This is a genomic window from Hydrogenispora ethanolica, from assembly GCF_004340685.1.
Lineage (GTDB): Bacteria > Bacillota > UBA4882 > UBA8346 > UBA8346 > Hydrogenispora > Hydrogenispora ethanolica.
Genome location: NZ_SLUN01000029.1, coordinates 1 through 22,852 on the forward strand (window position 1 = coordinate 1; position 22,852 = coordinate 22,852).

Sequence of the window (22,852 nt, forward strand, 5' to 3'; positions counted from 1 at the left end):
GTTAAATCAAGTATTTTTAAAATCCAATTTCAATATTTCAGACCCTACTATCGACAAACAGTTAATTCTATTCGATTCTTAACCGGACAGTAGTGACCTATTATAAAGTATAGCTGACCTTTCGCCATTCAACAACTCATAATTTCCCCGAAAGAAAAAATGGTTGGAGGAAAGTCCCCCAACCATCATGCTCGATCTGCTGTTTTGACAGTTTCAAAAACGATCTGCCCCGCCTCATTCCTGGCGCGGATGGTGACGCCCGGCTCAATGGAGCCCTTGAGTAGCTCCTCCGAGAGCGGATTCTCGATGAGCCGCTGCACCGACCGGCGGAGCGGCCGTGCCCCGAAGGTCGGGTCGTATCCCTCCTGGGCCAGTAAATCTTTGGCCTCGGGAGTCAGTTCGAGCTTGATGCCTTTCTCCTCCAGCTGTTTGGCCACAGGCTTTACCATCAGGTCGACGATGGCTTTGATCTGCTCCTTATTCAGAGCATGGAAAACGATAATCTCATCGATCCGGTTGAGGAACTCCGGCCGGAAAGTCCGCTTCAGCTCATCCAGGACATTGCTTTTCATCTTCTCGTAATTGTCCTCCGCCTCGTCGCCTCCGACCTGGAAGCCGATGGAGCCGGAACGTTCGATCAGATTGGCGCCGACATTGGAGGTCATGATGACCACGGTATTCCGGAAATCGACGGTCCGGCCGTGGGCATCGGTCAACCGGCCGTCCTCCAGCACTTGCAGGAGGATATTGAACACTTCCGGGTGGGCTTTCTCGATCTCATCCAACAGCACCACGGAGTAAGGTTTGCGGCGGACCCGCTCGGTCAACTGGCCGCCTTCCTCGTATCCGACGTAACCGGGGGGTGCGCCCACCAGCCGCGATACCGTATGCCGCTCCATGTATTCGGACATGTCGATCCGCACCACGGCGTTCTCGTCGGCGAACAGCGCCTCGGCCAGCGCCCTTGCCAGCTCGGTTTTGCCGACGCCGGTCGGCCCCAGGAAGATAAACGAACCGATCGGCCGTTTCGGATCTTTCAATCCGGCCCGCGCCCGGCGCACCGCCTTGGAGACCGCTTCCACCGCTTCATCCTGGCCCACCACCCGCTGGTGCAGGATCTGTTCCATCTGTAGCAGCCGCTCGGTCTCTTCCTGTTTCAACTTGACGACTGGAACCCCGGTCCAGTTGGACACCACGTGAGCGATCTCTTCCTCGGTCACGGTCGCCTGGGCCATGCCCCGCTTGCTCTTCCAGTCATTGACCAGACCGTCCAGTTGCTGGCGGAGTTTCTGCTCGTCGTCCCGGAGTTGGGCCGCCTTCTCAAACTCTTCATTTTTAATGGCCGCCTCTTTCTCCTGTTGTAACCGGTTCACCTGGTCCTCCAGATCTTTCAGATCCGGCGGGGTGGTCGTGGTCCGGAGCCGTACCCGCGAAGCAGCCTCATCGATCAGGTCGATGGCCTTGTCGGGCAGAAAACGGTCGGTGATATAACGATCGGAAAGGGTGACCGCCGCATCGATGGCCGCGTCGGTGATCTTCACCCGGTGGTGCGCTTCGTACCGGTCGCGCAGTCCCTCCAGGATCTGGCGGGTCTCTTCTTTGCTCGGCTCGCCCACTTTGATCGGTTGGAAACGCCGTTCCAAGGCGGCATCCTTCTCTACGTGTTTGCGGTATTCATCCAGCGTGGTCGCGCCGATGCACTGCAATTCGCCGCGGGCCAGGGCCGGTTTCAGGATATTGGCGGCGTCGATCGCACCTTCGGCCGCTCCGGCGCCAATCAGGGTGTGCATCTCGTCGATGAACAGAATCACGTCGCCGGCGTTGCGAATCTCTTCCATCACTTTCTTCATGCGCTCTTCAAACTCGCCGCGGTACTTAGAGCCGGCCACCATCGAGCCCATATCCAGCGTGACCACCCGTTTGTTGCGCAATACTTCCGGAACATCGCCCTTGACGATCTTCTGGGCCAACCCTTCGGCGATGGCGGTTTTGCCGACCCCCGGTTCGCCGATGAGCACCGGATTATTCTTGGTCCGCCGCGACAGGACCTGGATCACCCGCTCGATCTCATTGTCCCGGCCGATCACCGGATCCAATTTCCCAATCTTGGCCAACTCGGTCAAATCCCGGCCGAACTGGTTCAGCGTCTGCGTTTTGGTCGCGCCGCGCGGACCCGCGCCGCCGGCCTGCCCGGAAAAGGTCATTCCCGACGAGCCCCCGCCCAGGAGACTCATGACTTGCTTGCGAACCCGTTCCAGATCGGCGCCGAGATTCTTCAGGACCTGGGCGGCCACGCCCTCGCCTTCCCGGATCAGGCCCAACAGGATGTGCTCGGTACCCACGTAATTATGGCCCAATTGCCGGCCTTCCTCCACCGCCAGTTCCAGGACCCGCTTGGCACGCGGGGTGAAGGGAATCTCCCCGAAGGGATTGGTCTCGCCCACGCCGATGATCTTTTCGACCTCCAGCCGGATCTTTTCCAGCCGGATATCCAGGGTCTCCAAGGCCTTGGCCGCCACTCCGTCGCCCTCCGCCACCAGGCCGAGGAGCAAATGTTCCGTGCCGACGACATTATGGCCGAGCCGGGCGGCTTCCTGCTGGGCCAGATAAACAACCTTGCGAGCGCGTTCGGTAAATCGTTCAAACATCTGGATCACCACCTATATTGTTCAGTCCATCATTTATTGTTCAATCCATCATTCCACACTATGCAACCGGGATTAAACGCCTGACGCTCCGTGAGCGCCGAGCCGCTGCCGAATGACCATGGCCCGGTAGTAATCCCGTTCCACCGGAACCAGTTCTTTGCCGATGATCGTCTGCAGAATGGAACTGCGGGTGATGAACATCAGCTCTTTGACGCGATTCTTATCCACCTGAGTTATTATGCCCAATTCGGCGCCCAACTTCACATCGGACAGAAGCTTCAACGTCTCTTCGGACGAGATTAAACGCGCCTGACTCAATATTCCAAAAGAGCGGCAAACCCGATCTTCGAGCTGGGTCCGGGATTCCTTGAGCAATGCCTCCCGAATATTCCGTTCCTGCTCGATGACCTGCCGGCAGATACTCTGCAAATTCTTGGTGAGTTCCTCCTCGGACTGGCCCAGGGTCACCTGGTTGGAGATCTGGTAAATATCGCCGTAGGCCTCGGTGCCCTCGCCGTAAAAGCCCCGGACATTGATTCCGATATGCGCCAGCGCCGATAGGACCCGCTTCACCTGATCCACCAGGGTTAAACCGGGCAAATGCAGCATGACCGAAGCCCGGAGGCCGGTCCCCACATTGGTGGGGCAGGCGGTTAAATAGCCGCGAAATTCATCGAAACAAAACTCCAGATTCTCCTCGAGAAAATCATCCACCTGGTTACTGAGTTCCAGGGCGCTATCCAGCGAAAAAGCCGGCAGCAGCGTTTGCACGCGCAAGTGGTCCTCTTCATTGACCATGATGCTGACCGTCTGCTCCTGATCGACGATGAGCGTCCGGAGATGCGGATTCTCCACAAACTGGGGACTGCAAAGATGCTTTTCTACTAAAACCATCCGCTCGTTGGGAGTCAGTTCCTCCACTTTCAGCGGAATGAATTCTCCCAAAGCCGACCGCTCCCGAGCAGCCTGAAGAACCTGCTGAGTAACAGTTTCGAGTTGCTGCTCGTGGGCATAATTGGGAAAGGGTATGCCTTTCAGGTTTCGCGCCAGCCGAATCCGGCTGCTGATGACCACGTCATCCGAGTCACCGCCGTTTTTGACCCAATTCGGCATATCTTTCAAATAATCCTGATTCATCATGGCCATCAGCCCCCCGCCAGTTCGTTTTCGCGGCGCTTAATCTCATCCCGGAAATAAGCGGCTTTTTCGTAATCTTCCCGACGAATCGATTCTTGCAGCCGGTTGCGCAGATCATCGATCTCTTTGCGAATCCGGATTTTGCCGCCGTTCCGCCGCGGCACTTTTCCGGTATGCCGGATACTGCCGTGAACTTTCTTTAAAAGCGGTTCCAGTCCTTGCTGAAAATACCGGTAACATTCCCCGCATCCCAGCAAACCGCCCCGCCGAAAATCAGTAAACGTCAAACCGCAGTTTTGACACTGAATTTCATGTCCGGCGATACTCGGCTGTTGGGAATGGCCCGTATCGCCCTCCAATAAGCCGGCAATCAAATTTTGGAATGAAAAGCTGGATTCAAAGATTAATCCAAGTTCGCTACCGGCTTCCTTGGCGCAGATCTCGCAGAGATGAAGCTCGGTCTTCTGGTGGTTGATGACTTTGGTCAAATGCACGGTTGCCGGCCTTTCATGACAACGTTGACAAAACAAAACGGTTCACCTCGGTTCATTTTATTTCTGAAACTTGCTTCCTAACACCATCAAAAGCATTTTTAAAAAACGTGACCGCAAACTGCCGGCAATCTCCGGCGGCAGGTCGGAAAAGTTCCGCTCGATCAAGCTCTGGGCCAACTGCGCCTCAGCGGCGCCGATCAGTTGATGGTCGGCCAACCGATACAGCAGGTGTTCCACTTCGGCGGCGCCCACTTGTTCGGGTATCAGTTGTTCGATGGTTGCCGGCAGGTTATCATCGGACTCCCATTTCACTTGCGTGATCCGGATAAACCCTCCGCCCCCCCGCTTACTCTCGATGAGATAACCCCGTTCCAAAGTAAACCTGGTTTCCAGCACGTAATTGATCTGGGAAGGGGCGCAGCGGAACATTTTGGCCAACTCCCGCCGCTGCAACTCGACGATACTCTGTGCCTCGAGCATTCGCCGTAAGTATTGTTCGATAAAATCAGCCAAATTACCCATCGTTCCACCTCTGACCTTCACTGACCATATTGTATCGCAGTTCAAATGAAAAAACAAGGGAAGACTGAGCTTCTCCCCTTGATATACCTAGCGATTTTTCGTCATAATCTCTATTTTGCTCCTTTTATTGCGATTTTAGACTGCGTATCAAGGATTGGCTCGAACTTCTCTTCCTCGGCGCATCAAAACAGCCGCCAGACGGAACGAAAGAAGCACCGCGGGTAGATGACAAATCTATAATGTCAAAAACTTTTGAGGATTGACCTTACGCCCCTGCTGTTCCAGTTCGAAATGGAGATGATTGCCGTAAGCCCGGCCGGTCGATCCCACCCGGCCGATGGTTTGACCCCGGCGCACCCACTGGCCGGGTTTAATCAGAATGCAAGATAAATGACCATAACCGCTGATCATCTCCAGGTGTTGCAATTGAATAAAAAACCCATAGCTTCCCCGCCAGCCGGCGAAGGCCACCCGGCCGTCCGCCACCGCCCATACCGGCGTTCCCCGCGGCGCGGCCAGATCCAGGCCGTGATGCATCCGGCCCCACCGCCAGCCATAACGCGAACTGATAGAGCCGCGTACCGGCCGGCCCAAACGGGTTATCCGGTCCCGCCGCAACGCCGCCGGCCGTGGTCTGGGCAGATTCACCGCTGTCCCGGGATGAACGGTTTCCGAGACAAAATCCGGATTCAACTGCCGGAACTGCCGCCGGTCCAACCCGAAACGGCTGCAAATTCCGGCAACCGTTTCTTGATTTGCAAAGCGATACGTCTGGAGTACTCCACTGTCCCGCCGGATCGGCGGAATCCGCAAAATCCGGCCGACCGGCAGCAACGTCGGTTTCAAAATTTGGTTCACCGCGGTTAAATCGCGCAGCTTGACAAAGTAATACCGGCTCAGGGCCGCGAGCGTCTCACCCCGGACTACGATATGCAGCGGCAACTGCCGGAGCAATTCCCAGCGGGCCAGCTCCTGCCCTACGATATTCAGCCGCTCCGCCGGCGAAGGGATAGAGCCGCTGGCGGACGGCGGCAACCAACCCGGGGCTATCGGAGACAACGCCAGAATTCCCGCCAGAATCATCCGTTTCAATTCCGGTCCCACACTACGTTTCATGCACCAACTCCGGTAACTCACTGACCATCTCCCTCATATACTCATATGCCGCCGACCGTCCATCCGGTGATGCATTTTGCGATTCGCCCGTCGTCTTCGGGCGAAAAAAATCCTTCAGGTAGTGTTGCCTTCCTAAAGGATGAGATTCTAGCATAATTTACCAGTATAAAAAGTCGAGTAAGTCGCAGCCGGGAAAAGCCCGGTCTATATAAGTTGAATTAAATTCCGTTTTGATTCCATTTGCATTAGGAATGCAAATCTTAATCAAGAAATTTATTTCATCCTAGTGATCGTTATTCCGTTTTTTCAGGACATTTTCGGCGAAGGATGAGGTCCGGATGAGTTCCTGGAATTCGTTGTTGGACTTGGTATGATTCAGCCGGTCAATGATCAGTTCGGCGGTTTCGTTGACGCCCAGGGTGCCGAGGACTTTTCGCAGTACCCAGGTACATTCCAGCTCCTCCGGGGACAACAGCAGTTCTTCCTTACGGGTTCCGGAGCGCATGATGTCGATGGCGGGGAAGATCCGGCGGTCCGCCAGTTTCCGGTCGAGATGCAGTTCCATGTTGCCGGTGCCTTTGAACTCTTCGAAGATGACTTCGTCCATCCGCGAACCGGTTTCCACCAGCGCCGTCGCCATGATGGTCAGGCTGCCGCCTTCCTCGATCTTCCGCGCTGCCCCGAAAAAGCGCTTCGGCTTGTGCAAGGCGCTGGGATCGACGCCGCCGGACAACGTCCGGCCGCTGGGCGGCTCGACCAGGTTGTAGGCCCGCGCCAAGCGGGTGATCGAATCCAGCAGGATGACGACGTCCCGGCCGACCTCCACCATGCGTTTGGCCCGTTCCAGGACCAATTCGGCGATGCGGACATGATTATCGGCGGGCAGGTCAAAGGTGGAACTGACCACCTCGCCTTTGACCGAACGCGACATATCCGTGACTTCTTCCGGCCGTTCATCGATGAGCAGCACGATCAGGTCCACTTCCGGCTGGTTGGTGGTAATGCTGTTGGCAATCTTCTTTAATAACGTGGTTTTACCGGCTTTGGGAGGGGCGACGATCATGCCGCGCTGGCCTTTGCCGACCGGAGCCATGATATCGATCAGCCGCATGGCAATCTCTTTGGGGACGGTCTCCAAATGCATCCGTTCGTTGGGGTAAATCGGGGTCAGCTCCTCAAAATGATTCCGTTTGCGCAACAAATCGGGGTCGATCATATTGACGGCTTGTACTTTTAAGAGCGCGAAATATTTCTCATTATCCTTCGGCGGCCGCACTTGTCCGGAGACCAGATCGCCGGTCCGCATATTAAAACGGCGAATCTGCGAGGCGGAGACATAGATGTCCTCCGGTCCGGGATTGTAACCCTCGACCCGTAAAAAGCCGTAACCGTCGGGAAGGATCTCCAACACCCCCTGGGAGAAGATCAGCCCTTCCTTGACCGCCAGCACCTTCAACAGCTCGAAGATGAGCTCCCGTTTGCGGAATTTGGAGTAACCCTCAATCTCCAATTCGCTCGCCATGTCCTGGAGTTCCTGCAGCGTTTTGTTTTCCAAATCAGCCAGTTGCATTAAAAAATTTCCTCCTTATTTATCGAAAGGCTCTCTCTTGGGTCGATTTCATTTGCATTCGGTCTTCGGAATGCAAGCTTCGTTTAAGAAATTGATTTCATCCCATCGAATTTTGGCGAAGCACAACGACCCGCTCACCGCCACCTTGGGTTTGTCCGGGTACGGCAAAACAGATCGACCAAAACCAATCCGGTTCGCACCTTTATATTCTTATACCGGCCCTGCATTGGGTCGTCAGATCTGAGGAATGGGGAATCAACTCGTCCTCTGCGAATGGAGAAGTGCATCATGACCTTGGGAGAACCTTGGGGTGTGCCGGAATAGGCCATCCGGCGCATGCAAATCTCATTGCGGCCATATTTTTAAAAAGCGTCGTGACAACCCCGTCTGAAAGCCGGGGTGAACACAAAAGGTCAGAGAAGCAAGGGATAAAGTCGATTTCAATCCATTGAAAGGATGATTTCCGCTTTGGGGACTTTATCACCCGGCTTTTAAAAGGCAGAATCCATCCAGGCAAGATCCTGCTGTGGTTGTCGAAATCGGCAAATCGTCTGAACTCATGAAATTGGCGGGGGGCTTTTGAAGACAAAACATGATATCGCGAATGAAGTCACGTTCCCTCGAAAATCCGTCCTTCGAATCAAGGCACCCGGAGAAAAGATAGTCCACTATTATTATACTGGATCGAAACCAAAAAATATACACAGATTATTCCAAAAGCCGAGATTTATCGTTTCAAAGCGGTGCGCTGTCGCGGCGGCTTATAGCGGGTGGACTTTACTCGAATCAAGGCCGGAGAAGCCTTTCTCATTCAAGACGATGGGCTGCGCCTGTTTGACCAGCTTCAGATCGTCGATGGTTTCGGCCGGAATAGTATGTTGACTCTGGCACACCGGGCAGCGTAATTCCAATTTGTCCGGGAAAACAGCGATCTCGATCCGGTCATTGCCGCATCTGCAAGTGAGCTTGTTGGCCTCGGCCAGCTGGTGCAGACAATTCAAGGTTTCGAACATCACCTGGGGGTTGACGAAATAATCGTCAAAACCCACATTGTTGAAGATGCTGTCCGGATCATTCCGCTTCCGGCGGACCATGGACTCCACTTCGCCATCCATGCCGAGGTAGCCGACTTCCTGATCGGTCTCGGTGCAACGCAGAATCAGCAGGGGATCGGCCCACAGTTCCTGCTTGGTGAAATGATGGATATGGACTTCCTCGCAGATCAGACAAGGCAGCTGCAGGAAATACCCTTTGCTGTTCTTCGTATACAGGATCGCCTTTTCAAAACCGCATTTGCAGCGCAAGCGCATGGATGAGTGTCCCGAAAAATCAAACAACGAGATGGGATGGAACTCCAGCCGGCCGCAGAGCGGGCAACGGAGCGCCAACGTTCGATCCGTTACGATTAACATTCATTCTCCCTCCTTTCAACCTCATGGAACCGTACTATTCTCAAGCTACCGCCGGAAGCAAGGCTACAAACGTTATCTATATAAGTTGAATTAAATTTCTATGATGCATCATGTCCCTAAAACCGGCCATGATGGGTAAATTAAGGAATTTAATTCAACTTATTACTGCTGTAATAGGATGAAATAAATTCCGTTTTGATTCCATTTGCATTCGGCCTTAGGAATGCAAATCTTAATAAAGAAATTTATTTCATCCTATCTATCACCTATACTCCCGGAGGATCCGTTCGACTCTGGGCAGCACCTGCGGCAGGCTCTCCACGAATTCCACACCGCCCAATTCGGCGGCGGCGCGGGGCATGCCATAGACCACGCAGGACTCTTCGGCCTCGGCAATGGTGCGCGCTCCCAGATTGCGCAGCTCCCGCAGGCCCTGGGCGCCGTCGAGTCCCATGCCGGTCAGAATCACGCCCAATACCCTGTGTCCGCAGGTGGCGGCCACCGAATGCAACAGGTGGTCGATGGACGGTTTATACAGCAAGTTGGGCGCTTCGGAAACCGCCACCGTCAGGCGGCCTTCGCCATCCCGGCGCACCGTGGTCTGCCGGCCGGAAGGGGCAATCAACACTCGCCCCGGCTGCACGAGATCGCCGGTCTGGGCTTCGCGGACTTCCAGCTGCGACAGATCGTTGAGCCGTTGTGCGAAAACTCTGGTAAAATCGCGCGGCATATGTTGCGCGATGATCAGGCCGACCGGAAAACCCGCCGGCAGGTTTGGAATCAGTTGGTGCAGAGCCCGGGGACCCCCGGTGGAACAACCGATCACCATGACTTCCAGTTGGTTGAACTTGGCGGGTGACGGCGCATCATCAAACGCAGCGGGAGGGGCGAAAGGAGTAACAACCGGTCGCAATTCAGAAATTCGAATCGTTGCTGCTACTTTAACCTTCTGAATCAGCTCATTCTGCATTACCAGGTTTTCGGCCGGATCATGGGTGGTGTTCTTGGTCACAAAATCGACCGCGCCCAGCTCCAGAGCTTTGATGGTATGCGTGGCGCCGGCGAGCGTCAGATAGCTTACCATGATCACGGGCAGCGGATGAGCGTCCATGATCCGCCGCAAACATTCCAGGCCATCCATGTTCGGCATGGCCACGTCCAAGGTGATGACATCCGGCCGGAGCCGTTCGATCTTTTCCAGAGCGTTCTGCCCGTCATACGCGGTCCCGACTACCTGAAGTTCGGAGTCTTCCCGCAACATTCTACTGATAATCTGACGCATCAACGCGGAATCGTCAACCACCAGGACTCGAACCGGCATCGTAACCTTCCTATATGTAACCCAAGAATTTTTACATTCTGAATCGTCCGGGGCCAACCGCACAACTGCAACCGGGAAAAGCGGGCCGATTTTACCATGATTTAGTATGTTAAATTTCGACACAAAACCGGAATTTCCTGCATTCAGGATCAAATATTCCTGAATTAGCAAGATATCCCATCCCCCGATGCCGCGGCACTCCCCGTCCCGGCCCAATAAAAAAGCTGAACCAATCCTTGGACTGGTTCAGCATCGGGGAAATCAGCGAATTTCCGTTACGCGTCCGGCAGATAGACGGCGCGGATCGCGTGGTCGAAATTGAACAATACGAAGAGGATCTGCCCTTCCGCCAACCACTCTTCGCCGGGCGGCAGCGCGGCTTGAGGGCTAAAGCCATAGGTCGCGGTTTTTCCGCCCTCCACCGGTTCCAGCGTGACCCGGTAGCCGCCGGACGCATTCGCCCGGCCCTTCACCACGAACTCTCCGCCGTCATAAAATCCGTTCAGCAGGACCACTTCATTCTTGGCGTCCAACAGTGCCTGGGCCTCGTAGAACGCCGACGGGGTGACCGGCTGCAAGGCCTCCCATAAGGCGGCCCGGCCATTGCTGTAGCACTGTAGCCGGCTGGCCAAGGGATAGCGGCGGATGCCTCCGGCCGTGCGCAGGATCACTTCCTTGCGGTCGATCCCGAGGATCTCGCCGGAAACCTCGCGGCTGTCACGGTAAGCCGCTTGAATCCGTTGAATCTCCCTGAGATTACTCTGATAATCGACAAACTGCCGTTCCGAGCCGAAAGCCGGTTTCCCGGCCAACAGGAGCAGCAGGCTGACCCAAATCCATCCGCGTCGCTTCATGACAATCCCTCCCGTTGTCATTATTGACGTCCTGAAAGAAGATCATACCTATAAATCGAGGAGAAAATACGGGGCGGGGCGCCGGATGATGCCCAAGCAGTCCTGCCGTCGCGGCGGGAACTCCTTCCGGAACGAAAGGACCGTCCGCCGCGACCGGAGGAACTCCTGCCATGCCGAAAGGAACTCCTTCCGGGACCGCCGGAACTTCTTCCGCAACCGCCGGAGGTCCTTCCGGACGGCGGCGAAGAACTGCCACGCCCGGACGAACTCCCGCCAGGAGCGGCGGAACAGCGGCGCAACGGCCGGTCCGCGCATTAGCCCCATAAATCCCGCCCGCCCCCCAAAACAAAAGAATCCGAAAACGGCTCCCTCCAGGAGCGTTTTCGGATTCTCGAATCACAAGCGCCGGATCGTGAAAGCTTTCGGAATCTCTTAACGGACCTTCCGTTTCGAATAATCCAAAGCGGCCTGGACGAAATCCCGGAAGAGCGGTTGCGGCCGCCCGGGCCGGGACTTGAATTCGGGATGGAACTGGGTGGCCACGAACCAGGGATGGCCGGGCAGCTCGATCACTTCCACCAGCTGCCGGTCGGGCAGGAGGCCGCTGATCTTGAGGCCGCACTCCTGCAGCTTGGCCAGGTATTCGTTATTCACTTCATAGCGGTGGCGGTGCCGCTCGTAGATCAATTCCTGCTGGTAGGCCTGGTGGGCCAGGGTATCCGGGTTGAGCCGGACCGGATCGAGTCCCAGGCGCATGGTTCCGCCCATATCCTCGATCTCCTTCTGTTCCGGCAGCAGGTCGATGACTTTGAACGGCGACTCCGGATCGAATTCCGACGAATTGGCCCGGTCCATGCCGCAGACATTGCGGGAGAACTCGATCACCGCGCACTGCATGCCGAGGCAGATCCCAAGATAGGGCACTTTGTTCTCGCGCGCCCAGCGGATCGCGGCGATCTTGCCCTCGATGCCCCGGTTGCCGAAGCCGCCGGGAACCAATACGCCGTCGACGTCGCCAATGACCTTGGCGGCATCCTTCTTCTGCTCGATCACTTCGGAGTTGACCCATTTGATCTGGACCTGGGTGTCATGGGCGATGCCCCCGTGGCGCAGGGCCTCGGCCACGCTCAAATAGGCGTCGGGCAGGGAAACGTATTTGCCCACGATGGCGATGGTCACTTTCTCCTTGGGCGCTTTGATCTTGGCGACGATCTCCCGCCATTCCTTCAGATCCCGTTCCTTGCAGTCCAGGCCGAGCCGGTTGATGACGATCTCGTCCAGGCCGGCCTGCTCCAGCAGGAGCGGCACTTCATAGATGGTGTCGGCGTCCAGGTTGGGGATGACCGCCTCTTTATTGATGTCGCAGAAGAGCGCCAGTTTGCTTTTGAGCTCATCGGAGATGGGTTTCTGGGAACGGCAGACGATCACGTCGGGCTGAATCCCGATGCCCCGCAGCTCCTTCACGCTGTGCTGGGTCGGTTTGGTCTTCAGCTCGCTGGCCGCGCCGATGAAGGGCATCAACGTTACGTGGATGTACATCACTTCATCCCGGCCGATATCGTTCTTCAGCTGGCGGATGGCTTCCAGGAACGGCAGGCTTTCGATGTCGCCCACCGTGCCGCCGACCTCGACGATGACCACGTTGGCCTGGCTCTCCTTGGCGACCCGGACCACCCGGTCCTTGATCTCGTTGGTGATGTGCGGGATCACCTGAACGGTGCCGCCCAAGTAATCGCCTTTGCGCTCCTTGGTGATGACCGACCAGTAAATCTTGCCGGTGGTGACATTGTTGCTCTTGCTGAGGTTCACATCGATGAACCGTTCGTAGTGGCCGAGGTCCAGATCGGTCTCGGCGCCGTCGTCGGTCACGAAGACCTCGCCATGCTGGTACGGGCTCATGGTGCCTGGGTCCACGTTAATATAGGGATCGAGCTTTACCACCGAAACCTTGACGCCCCTGCTCTTCAGCAGACAGCCCAGGGAAGCAGCGGTGATCCCCTTGCCCAGCGAAGAAACGACTCCGCCGGTGATAAAGATAAATTTAGCCATAATAAATCCTCCTACAATATATCGACCGGGATTCACCGGATAATTGGATTTACAGGATTTCCCCGCCTTCAAACCAAGCCGGAAACAATCCGGTGCATCCTTTCATCCCATCAATCGTGGTCATATCAGTTGAAATTAATTCTCGATTTCTAACTGTGCAAACGACTTTATAAAAGTCATTGCATGAAGAGGGCAAGTCATAGTAAGAATTTTATTTCAACCGAATTAGTCACCATATTTATTCCAGATCGTCTCAAAACCGGAGTCGATCACATAGATCAACAGACCGCCGTACCCGAAGAGCAGGAACGGAAAGAGCGTACTGGCCACTAGCAGCAGGCCCAGGACCAGGTTCAGCCAGAAGCAGACTCCGAAGTTGTCCAATAATAAAATGCACGATTTGCGGATGGTCTTTTTGATGCCGTGATTCAGGTGCAACAAGGGATGGAAAAAGAACGGCAATAAGGACAGGAAAAATACGCAATACACCGAGAACAGGCTGGCGATCTTGAACAGAAAGTTGGCCTTGGGCACCGTCGCCAGGCTGATGTTGAAGAAAAGCAGCGAGATGAGCAGCCAGTAGATGGCGTGCAGGCCGGCGGAACGCCAGTAGTCCTGCTTCAAAGTGGCAAGGAACGAGCGAAAGCTGGGATAGCCGTCCTTGCGCTGCTGGTAAAAACCGTACATCGCGGTGGTGACCGGCCCGGTCAGCAAGGCATTCACCACCGTCAAGCCGAGCATTCCCAGCACGGCGAAGGAAGGCATCTGTTTGGCGATCCCGTAGAGGATCGGCGAGGCGACGAAGATCAGCGCCAGGTATCCGGGCATCCAGATCAGGCCGAGCAGCAGTGAGAAGCCAAAGGACTGGTAAAATTCGACAAACGATTTCTTTAATACTTTACCCAGGGTCGGAAAGAGCGGTAGCTTGTTCATGCGGCCTCCTTTCACATCCGATAAAATAATCGCTTCCGGGAATTTGAGCGCGCGCCCGCCTTGACAGGCGGTCCTCCGGGACGCTTCTTCCGCCTACATTCTTTCCGGGGCGGAGACGCCCAGCAGCTTCAGGCCGCGCTGCAAAACGTAGCCGATAGCCCGGGCCAGCATCAGGCGGGTTCCGGTCTGGCCCGGATCTTCGCTGATAAAGCGGCGGCGGTTGTAATAGGAATGGAACATGGTCGCCAGCTCCAAAAGATACCCGGTGACGCGGTGCGGCTCCCGGCGCTTGGCCGCCTCGCTGAGCAGATCGGGAAAATGTGCCAGCTTCTCCAGGAGTTGTTCCTCTTCCTCATCCCAATAGGTCGCCGGATCCAGATCCGCCGCCGGCAGGTTCTCCGGCGCGGCTTGCCGGAAGATACTGGCGATCCGGGCGTGGGCGTACTGGACATAGAAGACCGGATTCTCGTTGGTCTGGGATTTGACCAGATTGAGGTCGAAATCCAGGTGGCTGTCGGGACTGCGCATCAACAGAAACCAGCGGGCGCCGTCATTCCCCACCTCTTCCAGCAGATCGGCCATGGTGATAAAATCGCCGCGCCGCTTGGACATTTTAAACGGCTGTCCGTCCTTGATCAAGTTGATCTGCTGCGCGATCAGCACTTCCAGCCGTTCCGGGGCGATCCCCATGGCCGCCAGCGCCGCCTTCATCCGCGGAATATAGCCGTGATGATCCGGGCCCCAGATGTCGATGGCCAAGTCAAAGCCGCGCTCGAACTTGTTCAGATGGTAGGCGATATCCGCGATGAAATAGGTGGTCCGGCCGTCGGCGGTCTTGAGCACCCGGTCCTTGTCATCACCGTAGGCGGTGGTCCTGAGCCAGAGCGCTCCATCCTGCTCATAGGTGAGTCCGCGCCCCACCAACTCATCGAGCACCCGGTCGACCGTGCCCTGCTCGTGCAGGGAGCGTTCGCTGAACCAGCAGTCGTACTCGACGCCGTACGCGGCCAGATCGCGCTTCTGGCCGGCCAGGATGGTCCGGTAGCCGAAATCGCGGAAACTGGCGATCCGTTCCTCCTCGGGCAGCGCCAGATAGGAATCGCCCCGTTCGGTGATGAGCTGCCGGGCCAGATCATAGATGTAGTCCCCCTGGTAGCCGTCCTCCGGAAAATCCACCGTCTGTCCGAGCAGCTGCCGGTAGCGGGCGTCAATGGAACGGCCCAGCGTGTAGACCTGGTTGCCGAAGTCGTTGACGTAATACTCCCGTTCCACCCCGGCGCCACAGGCGCTGAAGAGATTGGCCAGGGTATCGCCGAGCGCCGCCGCCCTGGCATTGACCACCACCATCGGCCCCACCGGGTTGGCGCTGACGAATTCGAGCTGGATCCGGGTGCCGGCCAGATCGGAATTGTCGCCGTAGGCCGTTTTTTCTTCCAGGATCGCCGCCTGCACCTCGCCGAGCCAGTTCTGGTTGAGGTGAAAATTGATGAAGCCGGGGCCGGCCACTTCGATCCGGGCCACGTAATGGTTGGCCGGGAAGTTGGCCTGCAGGAGCGCCGCGGCCTCCCGGGGCGCTTTGCGGACCACCTTGGCCAGGATCAGCGCCAGATTGGAGGCGAAACTGCCGTGGCTCTTCTCTTTGGGAACTTCCAGGACGATCTCCGGCAAAGCCTCGAACTGAAGCTGCCCTTGTTCCCGGGCTGACATTGCCGCTTGCCGGAGGCCTTCCCGAAGGCTCTCCCGGACCCGGCGCGTGATGATCTTCTCCATGATAAAACACCTTTTCCATCGGACGAACGCATGACCCCCGCGCTCCATCCCGGGGATGAAGCCCGCAACCGTTCCCGCAGCCATGCCGCTGTCCCGTTTTTTTAATCACGAAGAAAGGTCACCGAAGTGACCTTTCGTTATTACGAAGCTTTGCTTTCTGTTTTAGAGTCGGATGTAGAGCTGGCGGCGGTACTGGAGCCGCTCCCGGAATCGGCGGAGGACTTCTTCGGATGCGAACTTGACGAACGGTTGTCCGTGGTGTAGAAGCCAGACCCTTTGAAGATGATGTTGTTGTTCTGGCTTATCAACCGGCGAACCGGCCCGTGACAGTGAGGACACTCATCAAGCGATGCAGTGATGCTGTGAAAGGTCTCGAAGACCCCGCATTTCTCACAATAGTACTCGTACGTCGGCATGGCTTACACCTCCTTTGGCACGAAATTAAACTACCAATTATTCTACGGGAAACCGCTGCAAATGTCAAGCAGTGCTCTCCTAAAAAACGTTAAAATCCGTTTCCAGGATGGAGGGCCCGCATCCCGCCGGCCGGGGTCTGGAACCCGCCCGCGACCCCTCCCGGTCCGCGCCTTATTCTCCGCCTTGAACCCGGTCCTTGAAGAAGCGGAACAGCTCGATCGGCAGCGGGAAGAGGATGGTCGAGTTCTTCTCGACTGCGATCTCGGTCAGCGTCTGCAAATAGCGCAGCTGGATCGAGGCCGGTTCGGCGGCCAGCACCCGGGCGGCCTCCGCCAGCTTCTCCGAGGCTTGGTACTCGCCGTCGGCCGCGATCACCTTGGCCCGGCGCTCCCGTTCCGCCTCGGCCTGGCGGGCCATGGCCCGTTTCATGCTCTCGGGCAGCTCGATCGCTTTGACCTCGACGCCCGTCACCTTGACCCCCCAGGGGTCGGTGGCCTCGTCCAATAACCTTTTTAAGAGATCGTTCAATTCGTTCCGTTTGGAGAGCAGTTCATCCATGTCGTGCTGGCCGAGGACCGAGCGGAGGATCGTCTGCCCCAATAGCGAGGTGCTGCGGACGTAGTCGGCCACTTTGACGACTGCCAGCACCGGGTCGAAGATGTTGAAATAGACCACCGCGTCGACCAGGATCGGCACATTGTCCTTGGTGATCACTTCCTGCTTCGGCACGTCGATGGTGAAGGTGCGCAGATCCATGCTCTTGACGTAATCGATGCCCATGGGGAAGACCAGATTCATGCCGGGTTGCAGGACCGCGATCTGGCGGCCGAAGCGGAACAGCACTCCCCGCTCGTACTCGCTGATGATCCGGATCATGCTGCCGAGGAAGATATAGACCAGCAAGAAAAAGGCGTAACTGAAAAAGAGCAGCCCGTAGCCGAGCAGCGCCCATTGGACCAGGACCACCAGGACGGCCAGACCGCCCAGGAACAGGACGATCCCCTGCGCCTTAGTGGTCAGGGCCAACCCCATGTAGAGGAGCCACCAGATGCCGAAGACCACCCAGAGAAGCATCAACAATTGAAACCCCATCGCCCCCACCCCTTCATGAAATTATGAAATGACCCATTGCGGACTCGCAGTCAGCCAGCAATACAGGCCCAATCCCGCCAGCAGCACGATCAGCCAGCCCAGCCAGAAAGCCCAGGCCGGCCGGGCGCGCTGGATGAGCAGGCGGACCCCGGCCAGCACCAGCAGGGCCGGCCAGTATCGTTCGAAGATCTGGGCGATCGCCCAGTCGCTCCCCTCCGGCAGCCAGCCGGCGTTCCAACCGAACCAGAGGAGGCCGCCGCCGATCAGGAGCGCCGCCCCGGCGCTACGTCGGTTCATCGAATCATCTCCTCCGGCAGCAAGTGAGCGGCCACTCCCTGCGGCCGGTAAACGAACAGATAGGTGAAGCGCCGCCGCGCCGGTTCCCGGCCCGGATCCGCCGCCAGCCCGGCCGGGTCGAAGTCGAAGGCGGCGAAGACCACCTTGCGCTGAATCTCGCGGATCGACAGGCCGGCCCAGTCCGGGATGTAGCGCTCGCGGAGCGCCGCCTCCTGCCACAAGCGGTAGCCGATCCGCTGCAGCTCGGGAGCGCTGCCGCCGGCCCATTCCGGCAGCTCGACCAGTCGCTCCTGGGCCAGCAGATCGTATTTCAAGGTGTTCGCCAGCGTCGCGCCGTCGCCCAGGGCCGCCGCGCCGAACTGCAGCAAATAGCCGTAGAGATCCTTGACCTTATGGGCGACCTGGTCGTAGCCCCGGCTCTTCCACCAGTCGCCGAAGGCCTCGAAGAGCCGGAACGGGCCGGGGAACCGGGGAAACAGATATTCAAAGCTCAGGCGGAACCTGCCCGAGTTATAGTAGCGTTCCAGCAGGTCCTCGATGATCTTCAGCCGCAGCAGCTCGGCGTAGCCGATCCAGCGGTTGGCCAACACTTCGTACGGGGCCTCCTCGGTGTATATATATCCATATTCAGCGGCTTTATTCCGCAGGCCCGAACCGCGCAGCAGTTTTAAAAAACCCAGTTGCAGCCGGTGCGGGCGGATCGCCAGATTGTCGTCGAAGCTCCGGCCGAAGGTCTGGTAGTCCTCGGCGGGCAGCCCGGCGATGAGATCGAGGTGAATGAAGACATTGCTCTGCCGCGCCAGGCGGCCGCACTGCCGGGCCAGCCGGTCGAAGTCCATCCGCCGCTCGATCAGGCGCAGGGTCTCCGGGTGGGTCGACTGCACCCCCACCTCGAACTGGAACAGTCCCGGCGGCGCCTGGCTCAGGATCTCCAGCGACTCCTCGTCCAGCAGGTCGCCGACGATCTCAAAATGAAAATTGGTCCGGCCGGGGTGTTCCAGCAGAAACCGCCAGATCTCCTTGGCCCGGCCGGGATGGCAGTTGAATGAGCGGTCCACCAGCTTGATCTGGGCGACTTCCGCCGCGATGAACCGCAGCAGCTCCCGCTTGACCCGCTCCATGGGCAGGAAGCGCACGCCGCGTTCATTGGCGGAGAGGCAGTACTGACAGTGATAAGGGCAGCCCCGGGAGGTTTCGTAATAAACCAGTTTCTCCCGGAAGGGCCGCAGATCGTCGGGATAGGGAAACGGCAACTGGTCGAGGTCGGCGAGGGGCGGCCGCTCCTCATTGCGGAGCGGTTTCCCGGCGGCGTCCCGGTAGACCAGGCCCCGGATCCCCTCCCAGCGCGGCGCCGGCGCGGCATACTCCGCCAGCCATTCCTTGAAGGTCAGCTCGCCCTCGCCGACGATGATCTGGTCGATCCACGGGTTCCGCGAGAGCAAACCGGCGGGGTCGTCCCAGACCTCCGGCCCGCCCAGCACAATCAAGGTCTGCGGCGCCAGCGCCTTCAGGCGGCGGCTGATATTCAGCGTCAGCTGCAGGTTCCAGATGTTGCAGGAGAAGGCGACCACCGCGGCCCGCTCCAGAAAGATCTCGCCGCCGACCCAGTCCAGATCCTGATTGATGTTGAATTCGCGGAACTGCAGTTCCGGATAGTCGCCGCGGCAATATTGATAGATGGACCACAACCCCAGGGAGGTATGCACAAACTTGGCGTTTAACGTCGTGAGCAGAATCTTCATGGTTGAACCTTTCATGGCTTGAATGAGTTTCTTCCAGCCATATTATTTACCATCCGTCTCCAAAATCCTGCCGCCTCCGGCGGAGGATTCGCCGGGAAACGCGCCGAGGGCACATCGTTTTTCCCAAAATGAAAACCGTCCGGCCATAAAAATGATTTCAGGCGAATAAAAATGGCCCACTTTCTCGAAATGGGCCATTGGGTTTATAAGCCATGTGATAAAGTCTCTTTCTAAACGATTAGACTGGCAAGAGGATTTCAAAACGACTTTATCACTTGCTTCTCTGAGCTTTTGTGTTCACCCTGGCCTTCGGACAGGGTTTATCACAACGCTTTTATACGGTATGCAACAACCTATCTTCAGCCGGAACGTTTTTGCATCGTCGGAAAAAGGGCCGTCTCTTCTTCTTCAGCCGTTTCGCAAGCCGAATCTCACCAAGGAGTAGCCGTCCCGCCAGAAGTTCTTCTTGTGCTCTTCCGCGGTTTCGGGAACCGTTCCAAATTTCTTCTCAGTCCAGCTCCATTGGCCGGTGAAGCTGCCGGGGCCCACGTTGTAAAGCTCGCCATCGATGTGATGATGGGGGCCCAGCAAATTGCGGTTGCCGGAAAACAGCTGCACCGCCAGTTGGTTGGGACCGGACACCGCAAAATCAGTGATGTCCACGGTATAGGGCGCCCAAAGCAGCGTCCGGACCGGGCGGCCATTGATGAAGACCTTGGCGACTACCGCATCCGGCCGGTCCAGTTGCAAAACGATCCGCCGCCCGGGCTCCGGATCCAGTAAGATAGTTTGGGACAGCGTGACGGATCCGGCGAAGAAACAGAAGCCCTGGGTCGTTAGATCCCCGGTCGTTACTTGACGCGGCGGGGCGACGATGATGAACGGCCCATCGGTATGCAGTCCATTCCGGGCTGTGGCTTGGTAAGGGGTTTGGCTCGCTACCCCGAAATCCCCCACCAGATAAAGGCTTTCCAGTTCCACGTCATAAGTGAGCTTATTCCGTTCCGTTTCGTAGACGTCTTTCCCGAAAAGCACCTCATAGACCCGGGGATTTTGATAGAAATTCGTTTGGAGAAGGATCTCATTCCGGCCGGTCTGGACCAGGCCGCGCAAGTCGACTTTTTTGAAAGCGCTATCCTTCCACCAGCCGGCATCCTTATACTCAAGCGGCCGGCCATTAACGGCCATCTCAAACAGCCAGGGCGTTTCGAGGACCAAAAACAGTGTTTCCAGGCGAGCCGGGTCCAACGCCATGTCAAAGACGAACTTCAATTGCACCCGGCAACCCCGCTGCAAGTTTAAGAGCAGATCCATCAGCTTGATCACTGGCAGTGGCCCCTGCCACGGGCCTTCATCAATCCGGTAGCTGCATTCATCCAGCGTCAAAGCATTCCAATCCATGGCGGTGACGTGCCATTGCGCTCCGGGGGTTACTACCGTCGCCCAGGGATCCGGCCGCCCTTGTTTGGCGCGGGCTTGGGTTCCTTCCTCCAGGATCAGGAGATGGGATTGCATGGGCAGGAATTGCAACCGCATTGCTACGCCGGCAGCGGTATCTTCATAAGCGACCGGTTCCGGCTGGCCGCTCTCCAATGCCAGCCGCCGCATGGCGCCCCGGCCGTGAATGGTAACCGTGGCGTCATAGGTTTGATGCTGGTCGTGATTGACCAGGAAAAACAGCTGCGCCGTGCCCAAGTCCATCTGCCGGTAACTGATGGCGGAGATCTCGCCCTGATGATCGGAGATGCTGATGGCGATCAACTTCCGGTCCGCCAGGAACTGGTAGAGCCGTCCTCGATCCCGTTCCGCGTGAATTACCCGCTCGCTCAATCGTTGCAGCCGCGCGTCAACCCGGCCGCCACAGAGCCGCGGCAAACCGCCGACGCTGATCACCGGGCCACCCCGGTCCAACCACTGCTCCAGCAGATCCACGGTTTGCTCATCCAGCGAGAGCAGGGATGGCAGAACCACGGCTTGATAAACGCATGCCCCGACCGCCAGGCCGGATTCACTAATCTTGCCATGCCTGGCCAGCAAGGTCTCGTCGCCATAATGGTAATCCACGTGCAGCCCGGCCAGCGTCCGGGAGGCCCAGGCCAGATCTTCGTCCAGTTTACGGAGCGCCGCGTTGTCCGTCCCATCATAAGCGATCCAGGCGCTATGCATCGGATGGATCAAGAGCAGCTTGACCGCGCTTTTCCCCTCGGCGAGCAACATGCCCAGCCGGGCGAAATAATCATTGAACGCCTTATACTCGCCCCACCAGGGCTGCTGGATGAAAAGCGACGGCGGATAATCCCTTTTGCGCAGGCCGCGCAGGCTATATCCCTCCAGGTGCTGGCAGATCAGGTTAATCCCATTGACGTATTGCCACTCGGCGATCCATTTTAATTCCTCGAAACTGACGTTCCAGCCGCACAGCGCGAACATTTCGGAGATGACGAAGCGCTTGCCCAATTGGGCCGCGGCCGAACCCGCCTGTTTCGGGGTGACCGGATCGGCGCCGATCCGGCGGCCCAGCCAATCGATGCCCGGGATATGCATATACTCATAAAACGGCATGCTGCCGGCGGTCGCCCCCATTTGTGAAAAGAGGCTGTCTTCCTGCATCACGTGCCCGGTCAGTTGGCAGTGATGCTTTTCGCACCACTCATAAACTTGTTTTCCATAAGACGTCACATACAACTCGCTGATCAGGGACCAAAAGTGATAACGGGCGCTGGCATAATCCGGAACCTCGCGAAATAGCGCCGGGAGGATCTGCTTCACGTCATAACGGTAACGCTTGTAAAATTCCGTTTCCAGCACGGTAGACCAGGGAATGCAACCCTGTTTGAACTGGGGTTCATCGGTGAAGAAACCCGGCATCGTCCGGCCGAACTCATTTTGAAAGTGGCGGAAATACGTTTCATGGGTGCAGTCGAGGAAGGCCTTTACCACCTCCGGGTTGAGAATATCGCTATAATATGGGTTGATCTTCTCCCGGACCGTCAGGATCCGCTCCGCCGGGCCCAGGCGAGGCACCTCTCCCGGCTGCAGCATCGCAACAGCCCCGCTGGCGGGATCCCAGCGATAGTTCCCCAGGCAATCCTGGGGGAGGGAGCCGGCGGGGTCTGTCTCCTCCAGCTCCAGCCACCGCAGATGGTAAGCCTCGCCCAGGCCGGTGACCAGCCCGCCGGCGAAGCCGCTCGGCCAACCGTTCTCATCGTAACACCAGGCCGCCATCCCCTGCCGCCCGGCCTCGGCGATGCCCGCCTCGATACAGTCCAGCCACTCGTCGCTCAGGTATTCGGTTTGCAAGCCGCCGCGCGCATGCATAAAGAATCCGCCCAAGCCGGCCTTTTTCATCTCCTGAATCTGCCGCCGCAAGACAGCGGCGTCCAGCCGATCGTTCCAGGACCAAAACGGCACGCCCCGGTAGGCTTGGGGCGGATCCGGGATCAGCTCCATAAGGGTGATGATATCCATGGTTCTCTCC

18 protein-coding genes are annotated in these 22,852 nt (G+C 57.4%); all 18 read right to left on the reverse strand.

Annotated elements, in window-relative coordinates:
- Positions 1-185 precede the first annotated feature (185 nt).
- The 18 genes from EDC14_RS19345 to EDC14_RS19430 all read right to left on the reverse strand — a co-directional run bounded on the left by EDC14_RS19345 (position 186) and on the right by EDC14_RS19430 (position 22,842).
- Positions 186-2,648, reverse strand: a complete 2,463-nt coding sequence (locus EDC14_RS19345) for an ATP-dependent Clp protease ATP-binding subunit (RefSeq protein ID WP_132015967.1) — start codon at positions 2,646-2,648, stop codon at positions 186-188.
- Positions 2,649-2,720: 72 nt separating this feature from the next.
- Positions 2,721-3,794, reverse strand: a complete 1,074-nt coding sequence (locus tag EDC14_RS19350) for a protein arginine kinase (RefSeq protein ID WP_341540176.1) — start codon at positions 3,792-3,794, stop codon at positions 2,721-2,723.
- Positions 3,794-4,279 carry a UvrB/UvrC motif-containing protein gene (locus EDC14_RS19355; RefSeq protein WP_243663033.1) on the reverse strand — a complete coding sequence of 162 codons (486 nt, stop codon included), beginning with the start codon at positions 4,277-4,279 and terminating at the stop codon, positions 3,794-3,796. The genes EDC14_RS19350 and EDC14_RS19355 overlap by 1 nt, the downstream gene beginning before the upstream one ends.
- Before the next feature lie 57 nt (positions 4,280-4,336).
- On the reverse strand, positions 4,337-4,801 hold the full coding sequence (locus tag EDC14_RS19360; protein ID WP_132015969.1) for a CtsR family transcriptional regulator: 465 nt from the start codon (positions 4,799-4,801) through the stop codon (positions 4,337-4,339).
- 234 nt (positions 4,802-5,035) lie between these two features.
- Positions 5,036-5,917, reverse strand: a complete 882-nt coding sequence (locus EDC14_RS19365; RefSeq protein ID WP_132015970.1) for a LysM peptidoglycan-binding domain-containing M23 family metallopeptidase — start codon at positions 5,915-5,917, stop codon at positions 5,036-5,038.
- A gap of 283 nt (positions 5,918-6,200) precedes the next feature.
- A complete protein-coding gene (rho, locus tag EDC14_RS19370) occupies positions 6,201-7,487 on the reverse strand; it encodes a transcription termination factor Rho (RefSeq protein ID WP_132015971.1) in 1,287 nt (428 codons plus the stop codon).
- Between the two features lie 761 nt (positions 7,488-8,248).
- Positions 8,249-8,899, reverse strand: a complete 651-nt coding sequence (locus EDC14_RS19375) for a hypothetical protein (RefSeq protein WP_132015972.1) — start codon at positions 8,897-8,899, stop codon at positions 8,249-8,251.
- 262 nt (positions 8,900-9,161) lie between these two features.
- A complete protein-coding gene (locus EDC14_RS19380) occupies positions 9,162-10,220 on the reverse strand; it encodes a protein-glutamate methylesterase/protein-glutamine glutaminase (RefSeq protein ID WP_132015973.1) in 1,059 nt (352 codons plus the stop codon).
- Positions 10,221-10,495: 275 nt separating this feature from the next.
- Complete coding sequence (locus EDC14_RS19385; protein ID WP_132015974.1) at positions 10,496-11,074, reverse strand: hypothetical protein; 579 nt, start codon at positions 11,072-11,074, stop codon at positions 10,496-10,498.
- A 48-nt stretch (positions 11,075-11,122) separates the two neighbouring features.
- Complete coding sequence (locus EDC14_RS19390; RefSeq protein ID WP_165908147.1) at positions 11,123-11,389, reverse strand: hypothetical protein; 267 nt, start codon at positions 11,387-11,389, stop codon at positions 11,123-11,125.
- Between the two features lie 117 nt (positions 11,390-11,506).
- A complete protein-coding gene (locus tag EDC14_RS19395; RefSeq protein WP_132015976.1) occupies positions 11,507-13,123 on the reverse strand; it encodes a CTP synthase in 1,617 nt (538 codons plus the stop codon).
- 225 nt (positions 13,124-13,348) lie between these two features.
- Positions 13,349-14,056 carry a DUF624 domain-containing protein gene (locus tag EDC14_RS19400; RefSeq protein ID WP_132015977.1) on the reverse strand — a complete coding sequence of 236 codons (708 nt, stop codon included), beginning with the start codon at positions 14,054-14,056 and terminating at the stop codon, positions 13,349-13,351.
- Positions 14,057-14,149: 93 nt separating this feature from the next.
- Complete coding sequence (argS, locus tag EDC14_RS19405; RefSeq protein WP_132015978.1) at positions 14,150-15,826, reverse strand: arginine--tRNA ligase; 1,677 nt, start codon at positions 15,824-15,826, stop codon at positions 14,150-14,152.
- Positions 15,827-15,966: 140 nt separating this feature from the next.
- The gene (locus tag EDC14_RS19410) at positions 15,967-16,242 is read right to left on the reverse strand and encodes an FmdB family zinc ribbon protein (RefSeq protein ID WP_132015979.1); all 276 of its coding nucleotides are present in this window, start codon (positions 16,240-16,242) and stop codon (positions 15,967-15,969) included.
- A gap of 172 nt (positions 16,243-16,414) precedes the next feature.
- On the reverse strand, positions 16,415-17,335 hold the full coding sequence (locus EDC14_RS19415) for a slipin family protein (RefSeq protein ID WP_132015980.1): 921 nt from the start codon (positions 17,333-17,335) through the stop codon (positions 16,415-16,417).
- A gap of 21 nt (positions 17,336-17,356) precedes the next feature.
- Entirely contained in the window at positions 17,357-17,632 is a 276-nt protein-coding gene (locus tag EDC14_RS19420; protein ID WP_132015981.1) for a hypothetical protein, read from the reverse strand.
- Complete coding sequence (locus EDC14_RS19425) at positions 17,629-19,374, reverse strand: B12-binding domain-containing radical SAM protein (RefSeq protein WP_165908148.1); 1,746 nt, start codon at positions 19,372-19,374, stop codon at positions 17,629-17,631. The genes EDC14_RS19420 and EDC14_RS19425 overlap by 4 nt, the downstream gene beginning before the upstream one ends.
- Before the next feature lie 408 nt (positions 19,375-19,782).
- The gene (locus tag EDC14_RS19430; RefSeq protein ID WP_132015983.1) at positions 19,783-22,842 is read right to left on the reverse strand and encodes a glycosyl hydrolase; all 3,060 of its coding nucleotides are present in this window, start codon (positions 22,840-22,842) and stop codon (positions 19,783-19,785) included.
- Between the last annotated feature and the right edge of the window lie 10 nt (positions 22,843-22,852).

Excerpts from the sequence above, each read along its gene's own strand:
- EDC14_RS19375 (WP_132015972.1), bottom strand. The coding sequence starts at position 8,899 with ATGTTAATCGTAACGGATCGAACGTTGGCGCTCCGTTGCCCGCTCTGC.
- EDC14_RS19385 (WP_132015974.1), bottom strand. The coding sequence starts at position 11,074 with ATGAAGCGACGCGGATGGATTTGGGTCAGCCTGCTGCTCCTGTTGGCC.
- EDC14_RS19345 (WP_132015967.1), bottom strand. The coding sequence starts at position 2,648 with ATGTTTGAACGATTTACCGAACGCGCTCGCAAGGTTGTTTATCTGGCC.
- argS (WP_132015978.1), bottom strand. The coding sequence starts at position 15,826 with ATGGAGAAGATCATCACGCGCCGGGTCCGGGAGAGCCTTCGGGAAGGC.
- EDC14_RS19365 (WP_132015970.1), bottom strand. The coding sequence starts at position 5,917 with ATGAAACGTAGTGTGGGACCGGAATTGAAACGGATGATTCTGGCGGGA.
- EDC14_RS19395 (WP_132015976.1), bottom strand. The coding sequence starts at position 13,123 with ATGGCTAAATTTATCTTTATCACCGGCGGAGTCGTTTCTTCGCTGGGC.
- EDC14_RS19360 (WP_132015969.1), bottom strand. The coding sequence starts at position 4,801 with ATGGGTAATTTGGCTGATTTTATCGAACAATACTTACGGCGAATGCTC.
- EDC14_RS19400 (WP_132015977.1), bottom strand. The coding sequence starts at position 14,056 with ATGAACAAGCTACCGCTCTTTCCGACCCTGGGTAAAGTATTAAAGAAA.
- rho (WP_132015971.1), bottom strand. The coding sequence starts at position 7,487 with ATGCAACTGGCTGATTTGGAAAACAAAACGCTGCAGGAACTCCAGGAC.
- EDC14_RS19415 (WP_132015980.1), bottom strand. The coding sequence starts at position 17,335 with ATGGGGTTTCAATTGTTGATGCTTCTCTGGGTGGTCTTCGGCATCTGG.
- EDC14_RS19380 (WP_132015973.1), bottom strand. The coding sequence starts at position 10,220 with ATGCCGGTTCGAGTCCTGGTGGTTGACGATTCCGCGTTGATGCGTCAG.
- EDC14_RS19350 (WP_341540176.1), bottom strand. The coding sequence starts at position 3,794 with ATGGCCATGATGAATCAGGATTATTTGAAAGATATGCCGAATTGGGTC.
- EDC14_RS19430 (WP_132015983.1), bottom strand. The coding sequence starts at position 22,842 with ATGGATATCATCACCCTTATGGAGCTGATCCCGGATCCGCCCCAAGCC.
- EDC14_RS19425 (WP_165908148.1), bottom strand. The coding sequence starts at position 19,374 with ATGAAGATTCTGCTCACGACGTTAAACGCCAAGTTTGTGCATACCTCC.
- EDC14_RS19410 (WP_132015979.1), bottom strand. The coding sequence starts at position 16,242 with ATGCCGACGTACGAGTACTATTGTGAGAAATGCGGGGTCTTCGAGACC.
- EDC14_RS19420 (WP_132015981.1), bottom strand. The coding sequence starts at position 17,632 with ATGAACCGACGTAGCGCCGGGGCGGCGCTCCTGATCGGCGGCGGCCTC.
- EDC14_RS19390 (WP_165908147.1), bottom strand. The coding sequence starts at position 11,389 with ATGCGCGGACCGGCCGTTGCGCCGCTGTTCCGCCGCTCCTGGCGGGAG.